The sequence below is a fragment of the Vibrio sp. genome (assembly GCF_984391705.1).
Genome location: NZ_CFHWOM010000007.1, coordinates 13,853 through 32,714 on the forward strand (window position 1 = coordinate 13,853; position 18,862 = coordinate 32,714).

Annotated in this window: 15 protein-coding genes and 1 pseudogene; all 16 read right to left on the bottom strand. The window is 39.5% G+C overall.

Going from position 1 to position 18,862, the window contains the following annotated elements:
* Positions 1–44: 44 nt before the first annotated feature.
* Positions 45–491, bottom strand: a complete 447-nt coding sequence (locus tag AC4MRV_RS07185) for a GDP-mannose mannosyl hydrolase (RefSeq protein ID WP_491186752.1) — start codon at positions 489–491, stop codon at positions 45–47.
* A 101-nt stretch (positions 492–592) separates the two neighbouring features.
* Positions 593–1,552, bottom strand: a complete 960-nt coding sequence (gene fcl, locus AC4MRV_RS07190; RefSeq protein ID WP_491186753.1) for a GDP-L-fucose synthase — start codon at positions 1,550–1,552, stop codon at positions 593–595.
* A gap of 62 nt (positions 1,553–1,614) precedes the next feature.
* A pseudogene (locus AC4MRV_RS07195) lies at positions 1,615–1,743 on the bottom strand (GxxExxY protein); the annotation flags it as partial.
* A gap of 252 nt (positions 1,744–1,995) precedes the next feature.
* A complete protein-coding gene (gmd, locus tag AC4MRV_RS07200) occupies positions 1,996–3,135 on the bottom strand; it encodes a GDP-mannose 4,6-dehydratase (RefSeq protein WP_491186754.1) in 1,140 nt (379 codons plus the stop codon).
* A gap of 80 nt (positions 3,136–3,215) precedes the next feature.
* A complete protein-coding gene (locus tag AC4MRV_RS07205) occupies positions 3,216–5,834 on the bottom strand; it encodes a glycosyltransferase (RefSeq protein WP_491186755.1) in 2,619 nt (872 codons plus the stop codon).
* A 4-nt stretch (positions 5,835–5,838) separates the two neighbouring features.
* Complete coding sequence (locus AC4MRV_RS07210) at positions 5,839–6,603, bottom strand: SDR family NAD(P)-dependent oxidoreductase (RefSeq protein WP_491186756.1); 765 nt, start codon at positions 6,601–6,603, stop codon at positions 5,839–5,841.
* A gap of 7 nt (positions 6,604–6,610) precedes the next feature.
* A complete protein-coding gene (locus AC4MRV_RS07215; RefSeq protein ID WP_491186757.1) occupies positions 6,611–7,546 on the bottom strand; it encodes a phosphoglycerate dehydrogenase in 936 nt (311 codons plus the stop codon).
* Positions 7,547–7,556: 10 nt separating this feature from the next.
* Entirely contained in the window at positions 7,557–8,258 is a 702-nt protein-coding gene (locus AC4MRV_RS07220) for an acylneuraminate cytidylyltransferase family protein (protein ID WP_491186758.1), read from the bottom strand.
* Complete coding sequence (locus AC4MRV_RS07225) at positions 8,212–9,159, bottom strand: glycosyltransferase family 2 protein (protein ID WP_491186759.1); 948 nt, start codon at positions 9,157–9,159, stop codon at positions 8,212–8,214. The genes AC4MRV_RS07220 and AC4MRV_RS07225 overlap by 47 nt, the downstream gene beginning before the upstream one ends.
* On the bottom strand, positions 9,153–10,034 hold the full coding sequence (locus AC4MRV_RS07230; RefSeq protein WP_491186760.1) for an SMP-30/gluconolactonase/LRE family protein: 882 nt from the start codon (positions 10,032–10,034) through the stop codon (positions 9,153–9,155). The genes AC4MRV_RS07225 and AC4MRV_RS07230 overlap by 7 nt, the downstream gene beginning before the upstream one ends.
* Before the next feature lie 2 nt (positions 10,035–10,036).
* Positions 10,037–10,714, bottom strand: coding sequence for a 6-hydroxymethylpterin diphosphokinase MptE-like protein (locus AC4MRV_RS07235; RefSeq protein WP_491186761.1), 678 nt, complete (start codon positions 10,712–10,714; stop codon positions 10,037–10,039).
* The gene (locus tag AC4MRV_RS07240; RefSeq protein WP_491186762.1) at positions 10,711–12,351 is read right to left on the bottom strand and encodes a hypothetical protein; all 1,641 of its coding nucleotides are present in this window, start codon (positions 12,349–12,351) and stop codon (positions 10,711–10,713) included. Before AC4MRV_RS07240 ends, AC4MRV_RS07235 begins: the two co-directional genes overlap by 4 nt.
* 2 nt (positions 12,352–12,353) lie before the next feature.
* A complete protein-coding gene (locus AC4MRV_RS07245) occupies positions 12,354–14,063 on the bottom strand; it encodes a hypothetical protein (RefSeq protein ID WP_491186763.1) in 1,710 nt (569 codons plus the stop codon).
* A gap of 25 nt (positions 14,064–14,088) precedes the next feature.
* A complete protein-coding gene (locus AC4MRV_RS07250) occupies positions 14,089–15,291 on the bottom strand; it encodes a hypothetical protein (protein WP_491186764.1) in 1,203 nt (400 codons plus the stop codon).
* Positions 15,292–15,295: 4 nt separating this feature from the next.
* Complete coding sequence (locus tag AC4MRV_RS07255; protein WP_491186765.1) at positions 15,296–17,344, bottom strand: hypothetical protein; 2,049 nt, start codon at positions 17,342–17,344, stop codon at positions 15,296–15,298.
* 26 nt (positions 17,345–17,370) lie between these two features.
* Positions 17,371–18,816, bottom strand: a complete 1,446-nt coding sequence (locus tag AC4MRV_RS07260) for a phosphomannomutase (RefSeq protein ID WP_491186766.1) — start codon at positions 18,814–18,816, stop codon at positions 17,371–17,373.
* Between the last annotated feature and the right edge of the window lie 46 nt (positions 18,817–18,862).

Sequence of the window (18,862 nt, forward strand, 5' to 3'; positions counted from 1 at the left end):
GTTATTCCTTTTTTAGATGCTAGATACAGATTGTACTCAAGATACTAGAGATACCATTTGCTATGAACATGTACGGTATCGTCTTGCAGCATACTATCTTTCTCGAACCAGCGGTATTGACCATGCTGTTTTTGTGGCAGAGAACTGATATCAATATCTACCACAACTTTGTATCCAAGTACGACATAATGGGTCGAGACTTCTTCACCAAAGACAAAATCATCGTAAAAATGTTCGAAAGGGCCCAAATGCTCCGCTTGGTTTCGAGTGAGCTCAATGCCTAACTCTTCTTTACATAATCGTTCAAAAGCGTCATCTAGCTTTTCATTTTTACGAATGCGGCCACCAGGTACAAACCAAAACCCCTGGGCCGGTCGGTTGCTTCTAAGCCCTAACAGAACTTGGCCTTGAGAGTTTTCAACTAATAAGTCAATCGACACCAAAGGGGTAGAGTCGATTACTGTAGTAAAAGTCTGCTTGTCTAAATACATAGTTATGGTTTCTATTTACCCAATTAATTCACCACAGAGAGCTCCGAGAGGAGCTCTCTGTTAAAATACCCAATGAGCTCTATGGCACAGCCTATTTCTAACTAACCACGGAAGTTATCTTGATTATCCAAGAACCATTGGTAAGCATCTTGTAAGCCATCTTCTAAGCTGTAAGAGTACTGCCAACCTAAAGCGGCTAAGCGATCAACATTCATTAACTTACGAGGGGCACCATCTGGTTTAGTTGTATCCCAAGTTATGTCACCTTTAAACCCAGTTACCTTTGCGACGGTTTCAACCAACTCTCGAATAGTACAATTAATACCTGTACCCACATTAATATGGCTTAGCATAGGCTCAGTATTTTGATCATAAATGGCTTTGTCTAGTTCCATTACATGGATAGAGGCTGCGGCCATATCATCTACATGCAAAAACTCACGCATTGGCGTACCACTGCCCCATGCAATCACCTGTGCATCACCTCGCTGAGTCGCTTCATGGAAACGGCGTAACAATGCAGGGATAACATGCGAGTTCTCTGGGTGGAAATTATCATGCGGACCATATAAGTTAGTTGGCATCACACTGCGGTAATCAACACCATATTGGCGATTGTAAGATTCACATAGCTTGATACCTGCAATTTTAGCTATCGCATACGGCTCGTTAGTTTCTTCCAATGTGCCAGTTAGTAATGCGGTTTCTTGCATTGGCTGCTCAGCCAGTTTTGGATAAATACATGAAGAGCCCAAAAACAATAGCTTTTTCACGCCATTTTGGTAAGCAGAGTTGATGATGTTGCTTTCAATCATCAAGTTTTCATAAATGAATTCTGCTGGGTAAGTATTATTGGCATGAATCCCACCCACTTTAGCTGCCGCTAAATAGACTTGATCAATACCTTCTGATGCAAAAAAATCAGCTACCGCTTGCTGATTGGTTAGGTCTAATTCTGAGCGAGCTTTGGTGATCACGTTGACATCACCACGTTTTTCTAATTGGCGAACAATCGCCGAACCGACCATGCCGCGATGGCCGGCTACAAATATTTTTTTCATTGATTTCACCACAGAGCTCACAGTGGACACTGAGCTTTTTAAGTTTTTGGGAAAGAAACCTTTTACACTACTGAGTGCTTAATACCATCCACTAATCGCTTTCCATTAATATTAATCAAGAGCGCTTTATTCATTCCGAGTAGCTTCATGTAGTTTAGGGCTTGGGCTTGATGAATAGGTATGAGTCGTACAGCCGACTTGAGAGAATGCTATAATACTAGCTTGAGCTAATTCAAACAGTAAGCATTGCTCATAAGTCGACTCTAGCAAACCGGCCTCCAATTTTCAGTGTACCTATATAGCACAATCTATGAGCTTTTCGGTCAACTCATCCCTATTCATGGCACTTCAACCTAATTACCACAGAGGGCCCTGATCTCATAAAGCTTTAGAACAATAGTAAAAAAACTCTTTGTATCTCCCTGCGCTCTGTGGTGATAAAACTACATCTTGATATTAGGTGTGTTTTCTTTGGCTACCGATACATCAAAGCCATGCTCTTTCAACAGTGCGTGTTGCTTCGCCTTATTAAGGTCATACGCCACCATTTCAGAACACATCTCTTCTACAGTGATCTCAGGTACCCAGCCAAGCTTTTCTTTTGCTTTAGTCGGATCACCCAATAACGTTTCAACCTCAGCAGGGCGGAAGTAGCGCGGATCAACTTTAACAATCACATCACCAACCTTTACCCCTGGAGCATTTGTACCTTCAATAGCAACAACGGTCGCAATTTCATCTACGCCTTCACCTGAGAATTCTAGGGTGATGCCTGCTTCTTTAGCTGATAAACGAACAAACTCACGTACTGAGATTTGCTTGCCAGTCGCAATAACGAAGTCTTCCGCTTGATCTTGCTGTAGCATCATCCACTGCATACGCACGTAGTCTTTAGCATGGCCCCAGTCACGTAGTGCATCCATGTTACCAAGGTACAAGCACGGCTCTAAACCCTGAGCGATATTAGCAATAGCGCGAGTGATCTTGCGGGTAACGAATGTTTCACCACGGCGTGGAGACTCGTGGTTAAACAGAATACCGTTACATGCGTACATACCGTAAGCTTCACGGTAGTTTACTGTAATCCAGTAAGCGTACATTTTCGCGACTGCATAAGGGGAGCATGGATGGAATGGCGTGGTCTCTTTTTGCGGGATCTCTTGTACTAAACCGTACAACTCAGAAGTAGACGCTTGATAAAACTTGGTCTTTTTCTCTAATCCCAAAAAGCGAATGGCTTCAAGCAAACGCAGCGTGCCCAATGCATCTACATCGGCTGTATATTCCGGCGCCTCAAACGACACTGCTACGTGTGATTGAGCGCCCAAGTTATATACTTCATCTGGTCGAATCTTTTTGAGTAATCGAATTAAGTTAGACGCATCAGTCAGATCACCGTAATGGAGAATAAACTTCGGATTAGCTACATATGGATCTTGATAAATATGATCCACTCGTTCTGTATTGAAAGAAGACGAACGTCGCTTAATACCATGCACTTCATACCCTTTACTTAAAAGGAGCTCAGCTAGATATGAACCATCTTGGCCGGTGACACCTGTAATGAGTGCACATTTTTTCATAAGCCTATTTCTCTATTCCGAATTTTCATCTAGGAGATGATACGAGCATCAAATACTCGTATCATCACGAACGACAGCATTTATAAATCTAAGGTCTTATTATAAAAGTTCACAGTTTTAGAGGCTGTAATTCTCCAATGATATTTAGATGAAAATTCAATTGCTTGGGTTCTTAGTGTTCTCAACTTTTCATTGTCAGAAAGAATGGCATTAATAGTTTGTGTCACACTTTCCTGCTTTGAACTTTCTAATTTCAAAGGCCACCCTTCGTACACCTCGCTAAGAGAAGTGTTGTCCAATAGGATTGCAGGGCAACCACATCTCATAGCCTCGAGGGGAGGTAAACCAAACCCTTCTGACTCAGATAAATAAAGGAACAGAGTAGAGTCTGTGTAAAGTCTAGCTAGGTCATAGTCACTTGGCGATTCTATAAATTTAAAAAGATGTAAATTACTAGCGTCAACCTCATTATCAATAGCCTCTATGTACATGAATTTCTTGCTCTTTGAACCATATGAAACAAACTCAGCATCAACGCCTTGAGCTGCAAGGTCATTACAAACTCTCAGCATTTTTGCAAACCCTTTCCTTGGGTCGGCTTGGAAAGGCATTACAATTTTTGCTTTTTTACTCGAAGCTTTCTCTGCCTCCTTTATTGGGGAGAAAGTAGGTTGATAGAGCTTATCAACACCTAAATGAGTCGTGCAATAATGACGCAAAGAGGAATTTGTATATCTAGTAAATTCATTACTAGAATAATCGGAAACAAAGATAACAGATGGTTTCTTATCAAGTATACTATTAACAATTCTTTCAGTTATTGAATTGAACCCGCTATAGTGTTTCTCTGTCAAGTGCAGTATGTCATGTACAGTGATCACTTTTTTAGCGTATTTAGTTTCAAGATCCAATATTTCCGGATTGATAGGAGTATGCAAAATATATTTATACTTATTGTCTTCGAAAGTTTTTACTAACTCTTTCATTGGATAAACTTTCTTACCAAACTTTTCCTCTATATCTTGAATTATACTAGCAGACTTACCAAAATCATTATTGGCAAAAAATGCTCCAAAGTAAACATCATAACTACCTTCTAGTATAACCTCTTCTAATAGAGCATTAGTATATCTAGTTACGCCACTATATTTCAACCTTCCATTAGTCAATCTAGATACATCAAAAATGAGTGCAGGTTTGTTACTAAAATTAATGTCCTTACCATTTGTTTCATTAACTTTGTCATGAAGCTTCGTTTTAATTAAAAGCTTTTGAACACCTTCTGTATCGATTTGTTTTCCATTACCAAATTTACCATACATATGATAAAATCCATCGCGGCCTGTTTCATGGAAAAACGCATTAAGATGAGGTAAGAAAAATTTAAAGCGATTGTACTTTTCATCAAAGTTATTTTCCGACAGAGCATCTGACAACACCCTTCCTAATGCTTCAGGGTGATTTACTTCATATGTTATACCTAGCCCATCGAGCAAACCGGATCCAAAAGATACTACAGGCTTTTTCTTTGCCATAGCAACATATGACACTTTAGTGAGAAAAGTAACTACTACATCAGAATGGTCAAGTAGTATAGATAAGTCAGCTTCAGAAAAACAAATATCAGATAGCTGTTCAGAGATTGCCTTAAACTCTTTGCAGCTTGGATGAGGTTTTACTACAAGATATCCACCTAGATTTTTAACTTCATTATTTATTTTAGTTAAAGCATCAATTGGATCTTTGAAAATAGGGTAGTCGATATAACCTTGTTTATGATTTTTAATCCCCCACGCTGTCCATAATATATTATCCAATGGTAAAAAGAACAGCTTTTTACCAGGCACGCAATCGTCAAAACTACTTCTTGTTGCTTCATCAGCTCGGAAACCATATGGATTACTATTTAATGAACTGATTAGAGAGTTAGCATCTACCAATTTTTCAATGTTACAATCTAAAGTTTCAAATAAAGAATTAATTCTATCAGACTCAGAAAACATCCCCTCACTTTCAATCAAATGAGAATCTAGAGGTGAGCGCTCGAAGAAAAAGTAAGGGATACCTTTATCTTTTGCCGCCAAGTAACCACATTGATTAGGCCAATCAATTTTGTTGGAAGTAATAATCGCGCACGGGTTTAGCTGATTTATAACATCCTCAATATAGCAAGCAACTGATGCTACTCCTTTCTTGACATTAGGATCATACTTTTTAATTTCCCACCGTCTGTGCTCCCAGTCTTCATAAACATTTATCATTGTTTCATTACACCAAGAAGGAAGGCTTTCATTACTATAATTTTTGTACTTATTCGCTAAATCGCGGCATCTAGCAGGATTAACTAAAGTAACATTTCCACTAAATGGTTCGACTTTCCTATAATTTAAGTCTACAACTTCAAAACCTTCAGCCCTAGCCGTAACTACAAACTCTGTCCAAAATGAACACTCATGATCATGTGCATGTGAAGGATTAATTAACAAAATAATATTGTTTTTATTATTCACCTTGGATATAACTAAGCCTTCACTAATTTTTTTCAAGCATAACTTTTTTAAAAAAACTAATGATTCATAAAAAGCCGGCTGTAGTGAGGCATCTACATGAGAAATTTTCTCATCAATCATTGCTATGGCTTTATTATACTCACCAGCTCTAACTAAAGAGTTTATCGTTAATTTTTTATTATCTAACATATCACTAATCCGGATCACTCAAACATCCGCTAATTCCACCACTTACACTAATACAAGCCCCTTGAACAAACCCAGCGTCATCTGAAGATAGGAAAACGGCCAATTTAGCGACCTCTTCTGGTGTACCTACTCGGCCAATCGGGTGAAAAGCCTCTAGCTGACGGTACTTGTCTTCCTTACCCTCAAAACCTGCTTTCAACATTTCAGTTGCTATTGCAGCAGGCTCTATCGCATTGATGCGGACTTTATTGCCTAGATCGAGCACCATGTTGCGCGTCATGGAGCTTAATGCGGCTTTCGTTGTTGCATAGGCCACAAACTCTTTCTTGGTCTGTGTTGCATGAATGCTACTAATATTCACAATTGAGCCATGCGTTTTTTCAAGATCATTTAGGAACAACTGAGATAGGAAAAACGGTGCCGTCAAATTCACATTAAAGCTTGCCTGCCATTGCTCCCGAGAGATATTCCTCGATGGAGACAATATTTGCATGGCCGCGTTATTAATCAGCGTTGAAATTGATTCTCGATTGGTCACGGCTTGGACTTGGTTATAGAACCTCTGTGAAAACTCTTCACTCTGAGCGATTTTTTCCAAGTCCAACTGTAGAAAATGAACATTACCTAAACCAACAAAGCTATCGCTAGCTTCTTTAACGTCTGTGGCAAGAACACTATACCCAGCACGAGAATACTCCTCGACTAAAGCGTGCCCTATACCACCAAGAGCGCCAGTAACTAGCGCCCATTTCTTATTATTTATATTCATTATTAAATTAAGCCTTTAAAAAATTGGCAATCTCCTCTAATGCTTTATAGGTCGCTCTACGTACACCTTCTTTAGTATTGGAACCATTATGTGATCCAAAAATACACTGAGGCATATCACGCAGCGGTGATGACGATGGTAATGGTTCCTCTTCAAACACGTCTAAGCCTGCAGCATAGAGATGACCGCTTTGTAACGCTGAGATTAACGCAGCTTCATCAATTAATGGGCCACGGGCAACATTCACAACCATAGAGCCCGGCTTCATAGCTGCAATTACATCACCATTTAGCATGTGCCTATTATGTTGGTTTAGCGCGCATGTAAACACCAAGACGTCACACTTCTCGATGCCTTGAGGATAAGGCTGTCGTTCTACAAAATCATATCCCTTATTGCCTTCAACGCCAGGATCATAGACCGTTGCAGTAACATCAAACCCCGACAACCGCTTAACGAAGCTCTCTCCAATATCACCAAAACCAACAACACCAATATGTTTGCCTGACACACTCATACCAGCTGGCTTTGGCCATGCATTGTTTTGACGAATTTCGCGATCAATAAAATGGGTTTGTCTGGCTAATGCAAGCATTAATGACATACCAACATCTGCGACTTCTCCACCAAACATATTTGGTGTATTAATAATTGGAATACCTAGCTTTTCACAAGCAGAGAAATCAACGTTATCAACACCAATCCCCCATTTAACCGCCGCTTTCAGTTGGCCTGATTTTCCAGCCCTGAACACTTGCTCTGTCGCTGGATCGTCGCCAATGATCCATCCGTCATAACTAGGCAATAAGCTCATCAGCTCTTCTTCAGATAATACCTGCGTTGTTTTGGCAGCAATTAATTCAATACCTAACGCTTTAGCTGGCTCAACAAACTCATCAAACATGCCCAACATTGGTGGGCACGTTACAAGTACTTTTTTCATGATCTAATCCTTATGCTTGAACTAAGCCTTTGTCTAGCATGTAGTGAGTCATCACTACAGCACGATCCCAATCGTCTGGGGTATCAATGTCAGAACATTCTAGTGCAGGGGAAACCATCATAGTGGGCTTGCTACCAATCCGAGCATTTGTAGAGCTGAAACTATCACGATTAAATAAATATAAGTTTGAATTCTCTTCAAACCAAGGTTCCAGGTCTTGTGTAGGAATTAGGTTGTCAGGATCATGATTAATTGGTTCACAAGATTCTGTATAGAAGCGCGTTTGAATTTTGTTAACCGTGAATAAAGAGTCGGCTTTATTTGAAGAAAGAGCTTCTTTATATTGTGTAATTGCTTTACGAATAGTAGAAGACGATAACAATGGATTAGTGGTATGTGTCATCATATAAATGTCTGCATCAACATTCGCAACATCATCAGCTAGCACAATATTCATAGATACATCATCGCCACAAATTTCCTTCTTTCTATCGCGGATAACAATTCTATCAGTATCAACTAAACCATTTTCCGCAAGAATTTCTCGCGCATCTGTGTTAATAATAACCTGATCAATTTCTTCAACTGCTAATAAACTGTCCAATATCCATCGAAACAATGGCTTACCGCAAAAATCTTTAAAGTTTTTACCTGGTACTCGAGAGCTATTTGCTTTCATTGGTAGTAAAGCTACTACTTTTGGTTTGTTCATTATACTTACCTTTTTCTAAGTCTTTTGGATAAAAATAATTTAGCTTTTTCTGTTTAGATATTTTCCGAACTTCATGGTTTCCGACATATGTCCCCCAATAATGATTAAAGCGAAACAAAATAATGTCCTTAATATTACGGGAAAAAGATTTTTCTCGGATTGCAGTAGCACTATCGCTCAGTACACCTGAAAGGTAATAGCGAAGAAAATCACTTAAAGAAAAATGAACATCAGGCATAATTTCTTTTAATGCATATGCTTCGCGTTCATAACGAGTTTTAACTTGCTTCCATGTCTCATCATGTATGTGAAAAACTGGAGCTTCTGCTACATAAGCAACCTTTCCATTGTCTTCAACCAATTGCTTTGCAAGGTGCATATCTTCCAAGCCAGTGAGTTTTTCACAAAACTTATATTTAAGCCACGTTTCTCGAGTAACTGCTGCATTGGCGTTGTTGCAAAAGTACCCCTCTTGAGGGATTTTATTGTACTCTGGAAACCATTTATTAAAATGGCACTGCTCTGAAAACTTTGTCGTATCGCGACCAATTTGTCGACCATAAGTATATTGAGCTTTTTTCTCAACCAAAGGCCTACAAAGTTCATCAAGCCAGTGCTCTGATGAAGGGATACAATGCCCACTTACAAACACCAAGTAATCACCTCTTGCGAACTCACACCCCATATTGAGTGAGCGACCAAACGTGAATTCTTCTTTCTTGATGTAAGTAATTCTTGCACCAAATTGGTTGGCAATATCTAGCGTTTTATCTGTTGAGCCAGAATCAATGACAACGATTTCTAAATCAACAAGTTCACACTTTTGTTTACTTATAGAAGTTAATAACTCCGTTAAATACCTTTCTTCATTTAAGGTTCTAATAACAACACTTGCTAGCATGTTTTCTCCGGCAAAAATCCTGGAATAGCAATCCCTTCCACATCAAGCTCAACGATAAATACACTACCCGACAATGGATATTGGTCTAATTCCGCTTTTGTAAGACCTTCTTTAGCTGATGTAATGAACAAATGGCGATGATTCTCCCCCCCAAAACAACAACTACTTGGTTGAGGGACTGGTAGATCAATCTCATCGGTAATTTTCCCTAATGGATCCACACATATTACTTTATGCCCACCCCATAAAGCCACCCACATATTTCCGTTACAATCCAACGCGCCTCCATCTGGAGTAGAACTCGTCTGTTTTAGATCGATGAATGGGTTACTGAGTTCTTCAGATTTAAACTGATCGTCTTCATAGGGATATAGGTATGTCCGTTGATGAAAAGAATCGCTTAGCATTAAGCCACTCATTTTTTTATTCCAAACCATCGTGTTAGGAATAACAATTCCGTCAATATGTTTTTTTACAGAAAAATTAGGGGATACGGAATAAATCGAGCCTTTAGCTTCAGAAGGCGATTTTTGCATCGTACTAAACCAAAATCGTCCATCGAACCCCATGCCACCATCATTCGTGCGCATGTCACTTGGCAGATCTAATTTGATGACTTCATCTAACTCTTTTGATACCAAGTTGTAAGTAGCAATACTGCCCTCAGAAGCAAGCAGCAATCCATTAGTTTCAATAGTAGCCATCGCGCTAACCATAATTGGAAGCTGATGTGATACTGGGGTAGACTCACCAAAAGGAAGTTCGTATAAAGTGCTGTTAAGTATATCAAGCCAACACCAACTTTGACGATTGCGATTCCATATAGGACCTTCACCAAGCTCCATATCCATGGGTATGCACTTATTTTTCTTCATTTTTAACTCTTAAAGCAGTCTTTTAAATTTTTCTTCTTAAATACATTACATGCGCCATTTACAGTCGCATCAATAATTTCTCTTCCATCATTTTCAAACGCCTGTCTTGCGATACGATAGGACTCTTCTGAGTTAACCAAATCAGGGTTATCCCACTCTTGGCCACCGCCAAAGTAATCGGTTGTGAAGTGGTTGTTATCATCACCATTCAATATGTTGGACTCATTTGGTAAACCTTTATAGTCAAAACGGTGGTCCATGCCGACAATAATGACTTCCTTAAAGCCTAAATAGTAAGCAATCTGCAATGCTGCGTAGGTAACCGTCCAACCCTCTTCCACCCCCATAGATATATCACTACAGAATCGTGCATAGGGAGTTGCCGTATCAATCACATGAGTTAATGCGTTATTTGAATATAAATCAGGGCATCTATTACTTAAAAATTTGACACTTGTCATTTTTTTAATTTCAACCTCAGACTGCCTCAACACCTTCTCATTTACTGAAACATAATACTTGGGATAAATTCTAAATTTACTGAACCCTAAATATATTTTATTTAACCCAATACATATTTCATTTCTAATTAATGAAAAATCTGTACTATTTAAAGAAGGCCCATTGCATATAATTACACATCGCTCACCTAAGTGACGGTTTTTATATAGCTCAATCATACAAGATAACCATACTCTGCTAGCCACTCACCATGCTGTTCTTCAATTAATTTACACTCTTCATCAGTTAAGGTCGTTTTGTAACTCTCTTTCCTTTCAGGATCGGTAATATGAGAGGGGCTAAGCAGTGTAGTTTCATATTTATCTGTGGGTAACGACATAACCTCATTACATACTTCTTCAGCAAAATCACTCGGCAAGCCTAAGATTGATTGTATTTCTACTATGGATTCCAAAGGGGATTGCATAAATTTTTCATAGTTAAACTCATAGTTGCTAACAGGTGCCCAGTCATCATGCAGTGTACGATTATAATTAGCATACTCTACGACACCTCCGACACGCTCCAGCATAGGGAAGCCTCTTCGTTTACTCGATGCTACAGCATCCCTCAGGTCGCGAACGGATGTAATAACGACATTCGCAAACTCTCTGATATCAGTTCGTAACTCGTGAGTTTTTATCAAGACAACCTCAAAATTAACCTTTTTAAGCTCTGAAAATTCCTCTCTTTCTGAATAACAAGAGAACAATGAAAAGCCTGCTTTTTGAATTAACAGCCTTAAAATATTAAATAGAGCGGTCGACCCACAGTGGCGCATACCCGCAAGAACGATAACAAGCCTACGTTGCTTTTTGACACAAGCATTTATATTTAAAGGTGCATCTAATGTAAGCTGAACACCTGGTATTTGGCTCTGAGCCAATTTAGAAGAAATTAAGTCAATACCAAATTGATATAAGCTTTTATTAAGGTTTTCTAGTTCAAGTGCAGTATTATTAGGTAAACCTTTTGAATAGACCAAGCTATTTATTTCTTCTCGCTTCGTTATGGCAATTGGATTAACTATATCCTCAAACATACTGTTAAAAGTCAACTGCAGTAACTCACAAATGGACTTTAAATATGCTTGAGGTTCTTGTATTACATTCTCTTCAGAGAAAACTCTATCTTTAGGGTAATGATCTAAATATTTTTTGTAACGAAGGCAATACTCAGAAAAAGAGGGAAAACCTGATTTACTATCTTGCTCTTTAAAAATGTCATGATATGTATCAGCTGGATTTCGAATTATAAGAATAGATGATATATCATAATCCTGTTCCAAAAGTTTTATTAATTCACTCTGCTTGTGGATTAATTCCTCTTTCAGAATACTTACTTTGATATCTTCCAACAAAACCAGGTCCCCACCTTGGTTTGCTAGGTGCCTATAAACACTGTCAATAGACTGTTTAAACAATTTTCGGGCTAGCTCTCTTTGCTTAGGAATTCCCGCATCTCTGGCTAAAGAAGCTATATCTGAAGGTGCATAATTTGACTTGTCTTTGCCTATTGCAAAATCCGTATATGGATGCACTTCGCTCAGCAAATACACATTTGGCATTGCCGAAATGCATTTAGAAATAAGTCTATCACCACTACATGCCAAATGGTGAATAATGCGAATAACCGGCTTTTTAGGCTGGTGTATATTACATACACTTTCGCAGCGTGCAATCAGTGACTGGGTATCAACCAGTTCGTTTGCCGTAGTCGGCAGGTTTAGTTCTGTTTGCTCTACAACGTCGGCGCCTTCAATCAAACCAATGGCATCGTCCAGTTGCTCCTTAAACAATTCAAAGCTTGATGGCATAGTCAGATCTCTTGCGTTTGCGAGGATATAAGCTCTGGGTGCTCTTGCTGCAACTTGATGTAGTACTTTGAGGCAAGTGTGAGTTTTTCACGAAGCTCGCGTACCAACTCCACCAGTTCTTTTTCAGATTGCACTTTGTCAGCGTAAGACTCGCGAAGGTGATCTAAGTCAATCTGGGCTTTGGCGAGCATTTTTTGCCCTAAGCTGGCACTACGTGATTTTTCAGCTAGATCTGTTTTTAATTGCTCAATCTGTTTATTTAGTGACTCGGCCCAATTCTTATTCTCTTGATGCCATTTATGCTCGCTGTCACGCTGTTTAGTGCGTTCTTCAAGCTCAGATTCGAGAGTTGAAAGTCTAGAGACAAATTCAGCTTCTTCTTTCTCAGCGCGCTTAGTCACTTCCTCTAGCAGCTTTACTTTACTCTCAATTTGGGACTTTGCTTCATCCCTTTCTACTTTTAACTTTTCTCTTTCCTGCTCTACAAGTTTCTTAACTTCGGTGAGCTCTGCGTTCTCTGTGATGAGATCCGAGTTGCGAGTTTCTAGAGAGGAGTTATTCGATTCTAGCTGCGAGAGGCGAGACAAAAGCTCAGACTGTTCTGCTTCTGATTGCTGTTTGTGCTGCTCTAATTGCTGCGTAAGTTCATTAACTCTCGACTGAGCTAGATTTCGCTCACCTTGTGCCTTATCCCTTTCCCCTTGAACCTTGCCACTTTCTACTTTTAACTGTTCTCTTTCCTGCTCTACAGTTTTCTTAGCCCTGGTAAGATCTGCGTTCTCTTTGATTAGATCCGAGTTGTAAGTTTCTAGAGACGAGTTACTCGATTCTAAGTTCGAGAGGCGAGATTCTAAAGACGCAATGCTAGATAAAAGCTCAGACTCTTTCGCTTCCAGTTGCTCGTTATCATTTAGCAACTGGTGTATGTGAGCTACAGCGTTCTCATTTATTTCATTAAGATCTTGATTGTTTTGTTGAAGCTGCGCGATCTGCGCTTCCAATGAACCCTTCTCTATAAAGAGTATTTCATTGTCAGACTCAAGATGTTTTTGCTTTTCTTGAAACTCTAGATGCAGATTTTCGAGCAGTTGAACCCTTAACTGGGTATCATTTCTAAGGTAAGCGCGATGTGAACCTTCACTGTCGGTTAATTGAAAAGCCAATTGATCCATTTCTTGCTCAAGCTGTTCTTTATTGCTTACATCATAGTGAATTGTTTGCGCTATTACGATCGCATCAAATTGATGTAAGTACTGCTTTTCAATGTGGGGAACTAAGGCTTGCTCATAGCCATTGAGTTCCAGAATTAACACATTGAAATAGTTAGGGTTTAGCTCATAGCTAGATAGCAGGGAGTTGGCGGATATAGTCGGGTGCTCAAACACCGAATCAACAACCGTATTAGGGTAATAATTAACGAGACCTGTTGGCTCTTGTAAACTGGAAAATTTACGCGGCTGTGTGTGAAAAAAGACCGTTGGTTTGCCATCTGAACTGATACAATAGTTAACTATATCAACAATATTACTACCTTGAAAACGTCTTTCAAGCTTATTTGTTAGCTCTTCAATTGCTTCCGCTAACACCAATTTAGTTGGTTTTAAAGCGCAAATGCTGTTCGCATCATTCGCCAAGCCGCAACCTAGCCAAACCACATGCCCCAGCTGTGGTTTATTAGATCTTTCAAATAAACATGTAATTGTATCCAGCATAATCCCTTCACTATGGCTAGTTAATTCATTTCAATACTCTATCTAACAACCAATCAGAAAATGAAGCAAACAACTGCTGTTTATATTGGCTATCTCTTCCGCTCAGGCCACACGCCTTTATGGAGCTACCTATATTGACTAATGATTCATTTGTCAGCTGACAATGTGGTAAACCCAAACGCTTAGCTTCTCTTTCCAGCCAACTCTGCGTGTTTAATAAGAGTGGAGTGTTATATCTTGCAGCAAGCCAAATGATACCAGAGGTTTTATTTTGGTAAACCTGAGAGTCGTAATTTAAGATTAATGCACGGCAATTTGCGATCAATTTGTTGATCTTTATATCATCAAGAAACCCCTTTTTGATAACAACTCGACTATCTTGCCCTGCGAACAACTCTAACTCTGTTTCTGTTTCTGAAAGCTGGGGGTCATCACTGAGATTGGTATAATGGATCACGTATTGAGTTGAACTATTTTTTACCGACAAACATTGGGCTAAAAGCTGTGGAAGCGCGTTAAACCCCTTGTTTGCTTTGGCATCACCGCAATATAACAGTAGATAATCTCCCTGCTCCCTTTTTAACTGTTGTAATTGGTGTGGATCTACACTTGTGACTACACAAGGGTGTATGGGCAGTATTTCATCTAGCTCCAACAGCGATGATACATCATGGGCAATTTCATAATCAGCGGCGTAGAATGTAATATTTGTGTGCTTTAACAAGTTTCGACATGCTGAACTATAAATAGGGGTTACGCACAAATCCTGCCCACTATCGCCAAGCGGATTAAACATAAGCATCAATGAGATTTCACTTAGCAACACCCCATGTTTTCGCTCATATTGTTGCATAGCCAAAGAAAAAGCCCACAGGTGATACCAGTCTAGCGTATGCATTAGAATCGTCGTTTGATTGTCACTACCAATATCAACCAACGCTCGGCAATACTCAGCAACCAACTGGTTAAGTTGAGGGGCTAATTTGGCAAGACTCGCAGGTTCAAATAAATAACCATAAAACTCGCTCGAGAAAAACAGCTTTGCAGTGAAACCTAGATTAGCTACTTTATCTAAAACTCCTTCACTTGCTGTATTGTTACACCAAACCTGAATCGATAACTTATCGCGGAGCGCAGACAATGTATCGAGAACAGCCACATGATGTCCGCTCAAACCCTTAAGCCCGGGGTCAAGAATCACTAACTTTTTAGAAGAACCAGAAAGCATATAACTAGGCTATTGGTCTATCTAACATGTTTAACAGACTCAACGTTGTCTGTGGCACGTCATAATGCAGTACTTGTAACTGTTTATTATCTAATTGCGCTTCTACTGACTTTATGTAGTAATGCTCCAGCTCTTCTTGCAGCTGATGTATTTGTAATAACGCCAACTCATTTTCACCGCTCAGTTCATTTTGAGCTACTTCCAATACAGTGACTTTCTGTTGTTCAGATTCTAACTCAGCTTGTTGACTATCACACTGAGCTTTTAGATTTGAATACTCTTCTAATGAGACTTTATTCGTCGACATTAAGTGCGTTTGCTCTAACTCATCTTGTAATTGGTGAATTTGTAGCAATGCAAGCTCATGTTCACTAGAGAGCTCATCTTTTTCTGTACCTAGCTGAACAACTCGTTTCTTCTGGGTATTTAGCTCCTCTAGTTGGCTATCAAACTGAGATTGTAGTTTTGTAAACTCTTGCAAAGCTACTTTATTAGCAGAGACGTCTTGAAGGTTTAAGCGCTCTAGTTTTAGCTCTTTTTGTAATTGCTCAATCTGAAAATTTGTCAACTCACGTTCATTATTCAAGTCCTTACGGTCTCTTTCCAACTGAGCGATTTGTAGCGTCTTCTGTTCAGATAATGATTTGGCATGCTGTTGAGTTTGTTCCAGTTCCTCTTTCAGTTGATGAACTTGCAATAACACTAATTCATTCTCACTATCAAGGTCGCTGTAACTGCTTTCTAATTGAGCGATTTTTTGCAATTTTTCTTCTGATAAGGATTTAACATTGATATGAGTTTGTTCTAGCTCTTCTTGCAACTGACGAATTTGTAATAATGCTAGTCCATTTTCACTATTTAGTTCACTACACACATTTTCCAACTGAGCAATTTTTTTCAATTTATCTTCAGATAGCGATTTACTGCTTAAATGCGCTTGCTTCAACTCTTCTTGTAGTTGTTGAATGTGTAGTAAAGTTAGTTCATTTTCACTACTTCGTTCACTACAAACACTTTCCAACTGAGCGATTTTTTGCAATTTATCTTCAGATAACGATTTGCTGTTCAAATGCGTTTGCTCCAACTCCTCTTGTAGTTGTTGAACTTGCAGTAAAGCTAGTTCATTTTCACTACACAGTTCACTACAAACACTTTCCAACTGAGCGATTTTTTGCAATTTATCTTCAGATAACGATTTGCTGTTCAAATGCGTTTGCTCCAACTCCTCTTGTAGTTGTTGAACTTGCAGTAAAGCTAGTTCATTTTCACTACACAGTTCACTTACTTTGCTCTCAGATGCATTGAACTGCTGAGTTTTTTCCACTAATTCAGCGGTAAGTCGTTCATTTTCATCTTGCGTGCATTCTAGTTCTTGCTGCAGCAGCTCTACTTTTTGCAGAATTGAGTTCAATTCATTAGCGTTATGATTATTTTCCGCTTTTAAACTCGTTAACTGGCTTAACAAATCTGTCTTTCGCACAAACACATCAGTTAATACACCCAACAATCGATTACGGTAGCTTTCAGTGTTTGATTTTAGGTGGCTCAATGCCAATAGCTCTTCATAATCACATAGGTTAACGTGATCTTCTCCTAAATAAGCAGACGCGATCAACGTATGTGTCGCCAATACATGACGACTAAACAGTACTGCTGGGTCCACACTCGATGGCGATGAGGTTATATTTAAATTGGAGAACTGCTCAGCTGAAAAACCACACACCAACTCTTCACTTATTACTACCGTTTTTTGTCTATGTTGTAGGGTTAATTGTAATAATTGTTGCCCTTGTTGGTTCCATGAACCGGATAAGGACTCTAAGTTATCAAGCAAGTCTCCATGCTGTTTTGGCAACGCGCTCGCGATATAGTTTTCTGGCGAACAAATGAAAACGATAATCTGATCCACTTGCGAGGTAATGTGAGCAATTTGTTGTTGCTTAACAGGTTGCTCAAAATCAATGACGTGAACCTGAGTTGATACATCAAACAACTCTCTCACCTTGGTATTCCACTGATTGTAACCAAAGCCAATAACTAAAACTGAGTCCATATTTATCCTAATTATCTTATTGAATGCTATTCGCTATGGTAAGACAAAGCTTCCACGGCGGATAGAGTTTTTAAGACGTACTCTTGAGCCCGAGGCTCAGTATCAGCCTCAGCATAACACCGTAATTCAGGAGCGTTCCCCGAAGGCCTTAAATGAATGACATTGCCTGACTTTAGCGACATTCTAAAACCATCGGTGTTGTCTGTCGCGTCTACTACTTCATCAACCCATTGTAAACGATTAAGCAACCGCTGCGGGTTACTTAGACCATCCGATATTATCTGTTGACTGCGCTGAGTAGCAAAGTTTTGAACTCGGTCACTCGCGGTAAACCGTTCTGGAAGTTGCGCAACTTTGCTAGATAGAGAGTCATCAAACAGGGTAGCCAATACCATAATCGCAGGCAAAACTGCATCACGAGTTGGTAATGCTTTCAGCTCGTGCCCTCCAACTTGAATGCTACTGCCAAGCAAAAATCCACCATTTGCTTCAAAGCCAGCGACACGATTGTACTCTTGTGCCAACACAGCAAACTCGGCAATAACATAAGGTGAGCCAATCTTAGTCCGAATAACTTTATTGAACTTAGCAGAAAGCTCGACCGCCGTGTTACAACTAACAGGGATCGCAAGAGCGTCTGCTTCTAAAGCATCCGCGCACAGCAAGCCTAAGATGTCACCACGCAACCAGTTTCCTTTTTCATCAGCAACAAGTGGACGATCTCCGTCGCCATCAGTTGAGAAAATGGCATCTAAATGGTGTTGCTTTGACCAAGCTTTTGCTTTCTCTTTGTCTTCTTCACCCACGGCTTCGGTATCAATGGGGACAAATGTATCTGTTCTCTCTAAAGCAACCACTTCTGCGCCTAAAGCAGAAAATATTTTATGGTACAAGTCACGGCCGGCACTCGAGTGTTCATAAATACCGATACGTTTACCAGCTAGAGCATTAGAATCAAAAATTGATGTATACCTTTTAATATACTCATCTGCAGCACTTAAATCCGTATCCAACTCTGTAAGATCATCTACTGTTGAAAACGCTGCATTAACAGATAAAATCGCTTGCTCGTCTTGTTTACTGATCTCTCCATCTGGGCGATAAAATTTCAACCCATTACGATCAAAAGGAATATGGCTACCTGTTACCATAATAGATGGAATATTACGTTGCATTGCGGAGTATGCTAAAGCCGGAGTGGGTACTACACCATAATATTCGACAGAGATATTGCGCTGTTTAGCGGCCTCAGCACACGCCATTGCCATGGCATAGCTACTAGGACGGTTATCTATTGCGATGGCAATGGTATCGAACTGCCATGAGCTTTTCATTACTGAAATGAATGCATGAGTAAACGCCGCGCAAACGTCTGAAGAAAAATCAACGACTAAACCTCGAGCACCGCTAGTACCAAAGCTGATACCACTGTTTTCAATAACTTCGTTTGTTGCTAATTGAGTTTTTGACATTATTGTTCCCTTTAGGTCAATTTTATTCAGTTCACATGGCCAAAGA

Bases quoted from the DNA above. Each gene is read 5' to 3' on its own strand.
- AC4MRV_RS07185 (WP_491186752.1), bottom strand. From the start codon at position 491: ATGTATTTAGACAAGCAGACTTTTACTACAGTAATCGACTCTACCCCT.
- fcl (WP_491186753.1), bottom strand. From the start codon at position 1,552: ATGAAAAAAATATTTGTAGCCGGCCATCGCGGCATGGTCGGTTCGGCG.
- gmd (WP_491186754.1), bottom strand. From the start codon at position 3,135: ATGAAAAAATGTGCACTCATTACAGGTGTCACCGGCCAAGATGGTTCA.
- AC4MRV_RS07205 (WP_491186755.1), bottom strand. From the start codon at position 5,834: ATGTTAGATAATAAAAAATTAACGATAAACTCTTTAGTTAGAGCTGGT.
- AC4MRV_RS07210 (WP_491186756.1), bottom strand. From the start codon at position 6,603: ATGAATATAAATAATAAGAAATGGGCGCTAGTTACTGGCGCTCTTGGT.
- AC4MRV_RS07215 (WP_491186757.1), bottom strand. From the start codon at position 7,546: ATGAAAAAAGTACTTGTAACGTGCCCACCAATGTTGGGCATGTTTGAT.
- AC4MRV_RS07220 (WP_491186758.1), bottom strand. From the start codon at position 8,258: ATGAACAAACCAAAAGTAGTAGCTTTACTACCAATGAAAGCAAATAGC.
- AC4MRV_RS07225 (WP_491186759.1), bottom strand. From the start codon at position 9,159: ATGCTAGCAAGTGTTGTTATTAGAACCTTAAATGAAGAAAGGTATTTA.
- AC4MRV_RS07230 (WP_491186760.1), bottom strand. From the start codon at position 10,034: ATGAAGAAAAATAAGTGCATACCCATGGATATGGAGCTTGGTGAAGGT.
- AC4MRV_RS07235 (WP_491186761.1), bottom strand. From the start codon at position 10,714: ATGATTGAGCTATATAAAAACCGTCACTTAGGTGAGCGATGTGTAATT.
- AC4MRV_RS07240 (WP_491186762.1), bottom strand. From the start codon at position 12,351: ATGCCATCAAGCTTTGAATTGTTTAAGGAGCAACTGGACGATGCCATT.
- AC4MRV_RS07245 (WP_491186763.1), bottom strand. From the start codon at position 14,063: ATGCTGGATACAATTACATGTTTATTTGAAAGATCTAATAAACCACAG.
- AC4MRV_RS07250 (WP_491186764.1), bottom strand. From the start codon at position 15,291: ATGCTTTCTGGTTCTTCTAAAAAGTTAGTGATTCTTGACCCCGGGCTT.
- AC4MRV_RS07255 (WP_491186765.1), bottom strand. From the start codon at position 17,344: ATGGACTCAGTTTTAGTTATTGGCTTTGGTTACAATCAGTGGAATACC.
- AC4MRV_RS07260 (WP_491186766.1), bottom strand. From the start codon at position 18,816: ATGTCAAAAACTCAATTAGCAACAAACGAAGTTATTGAAAACAGTGGT.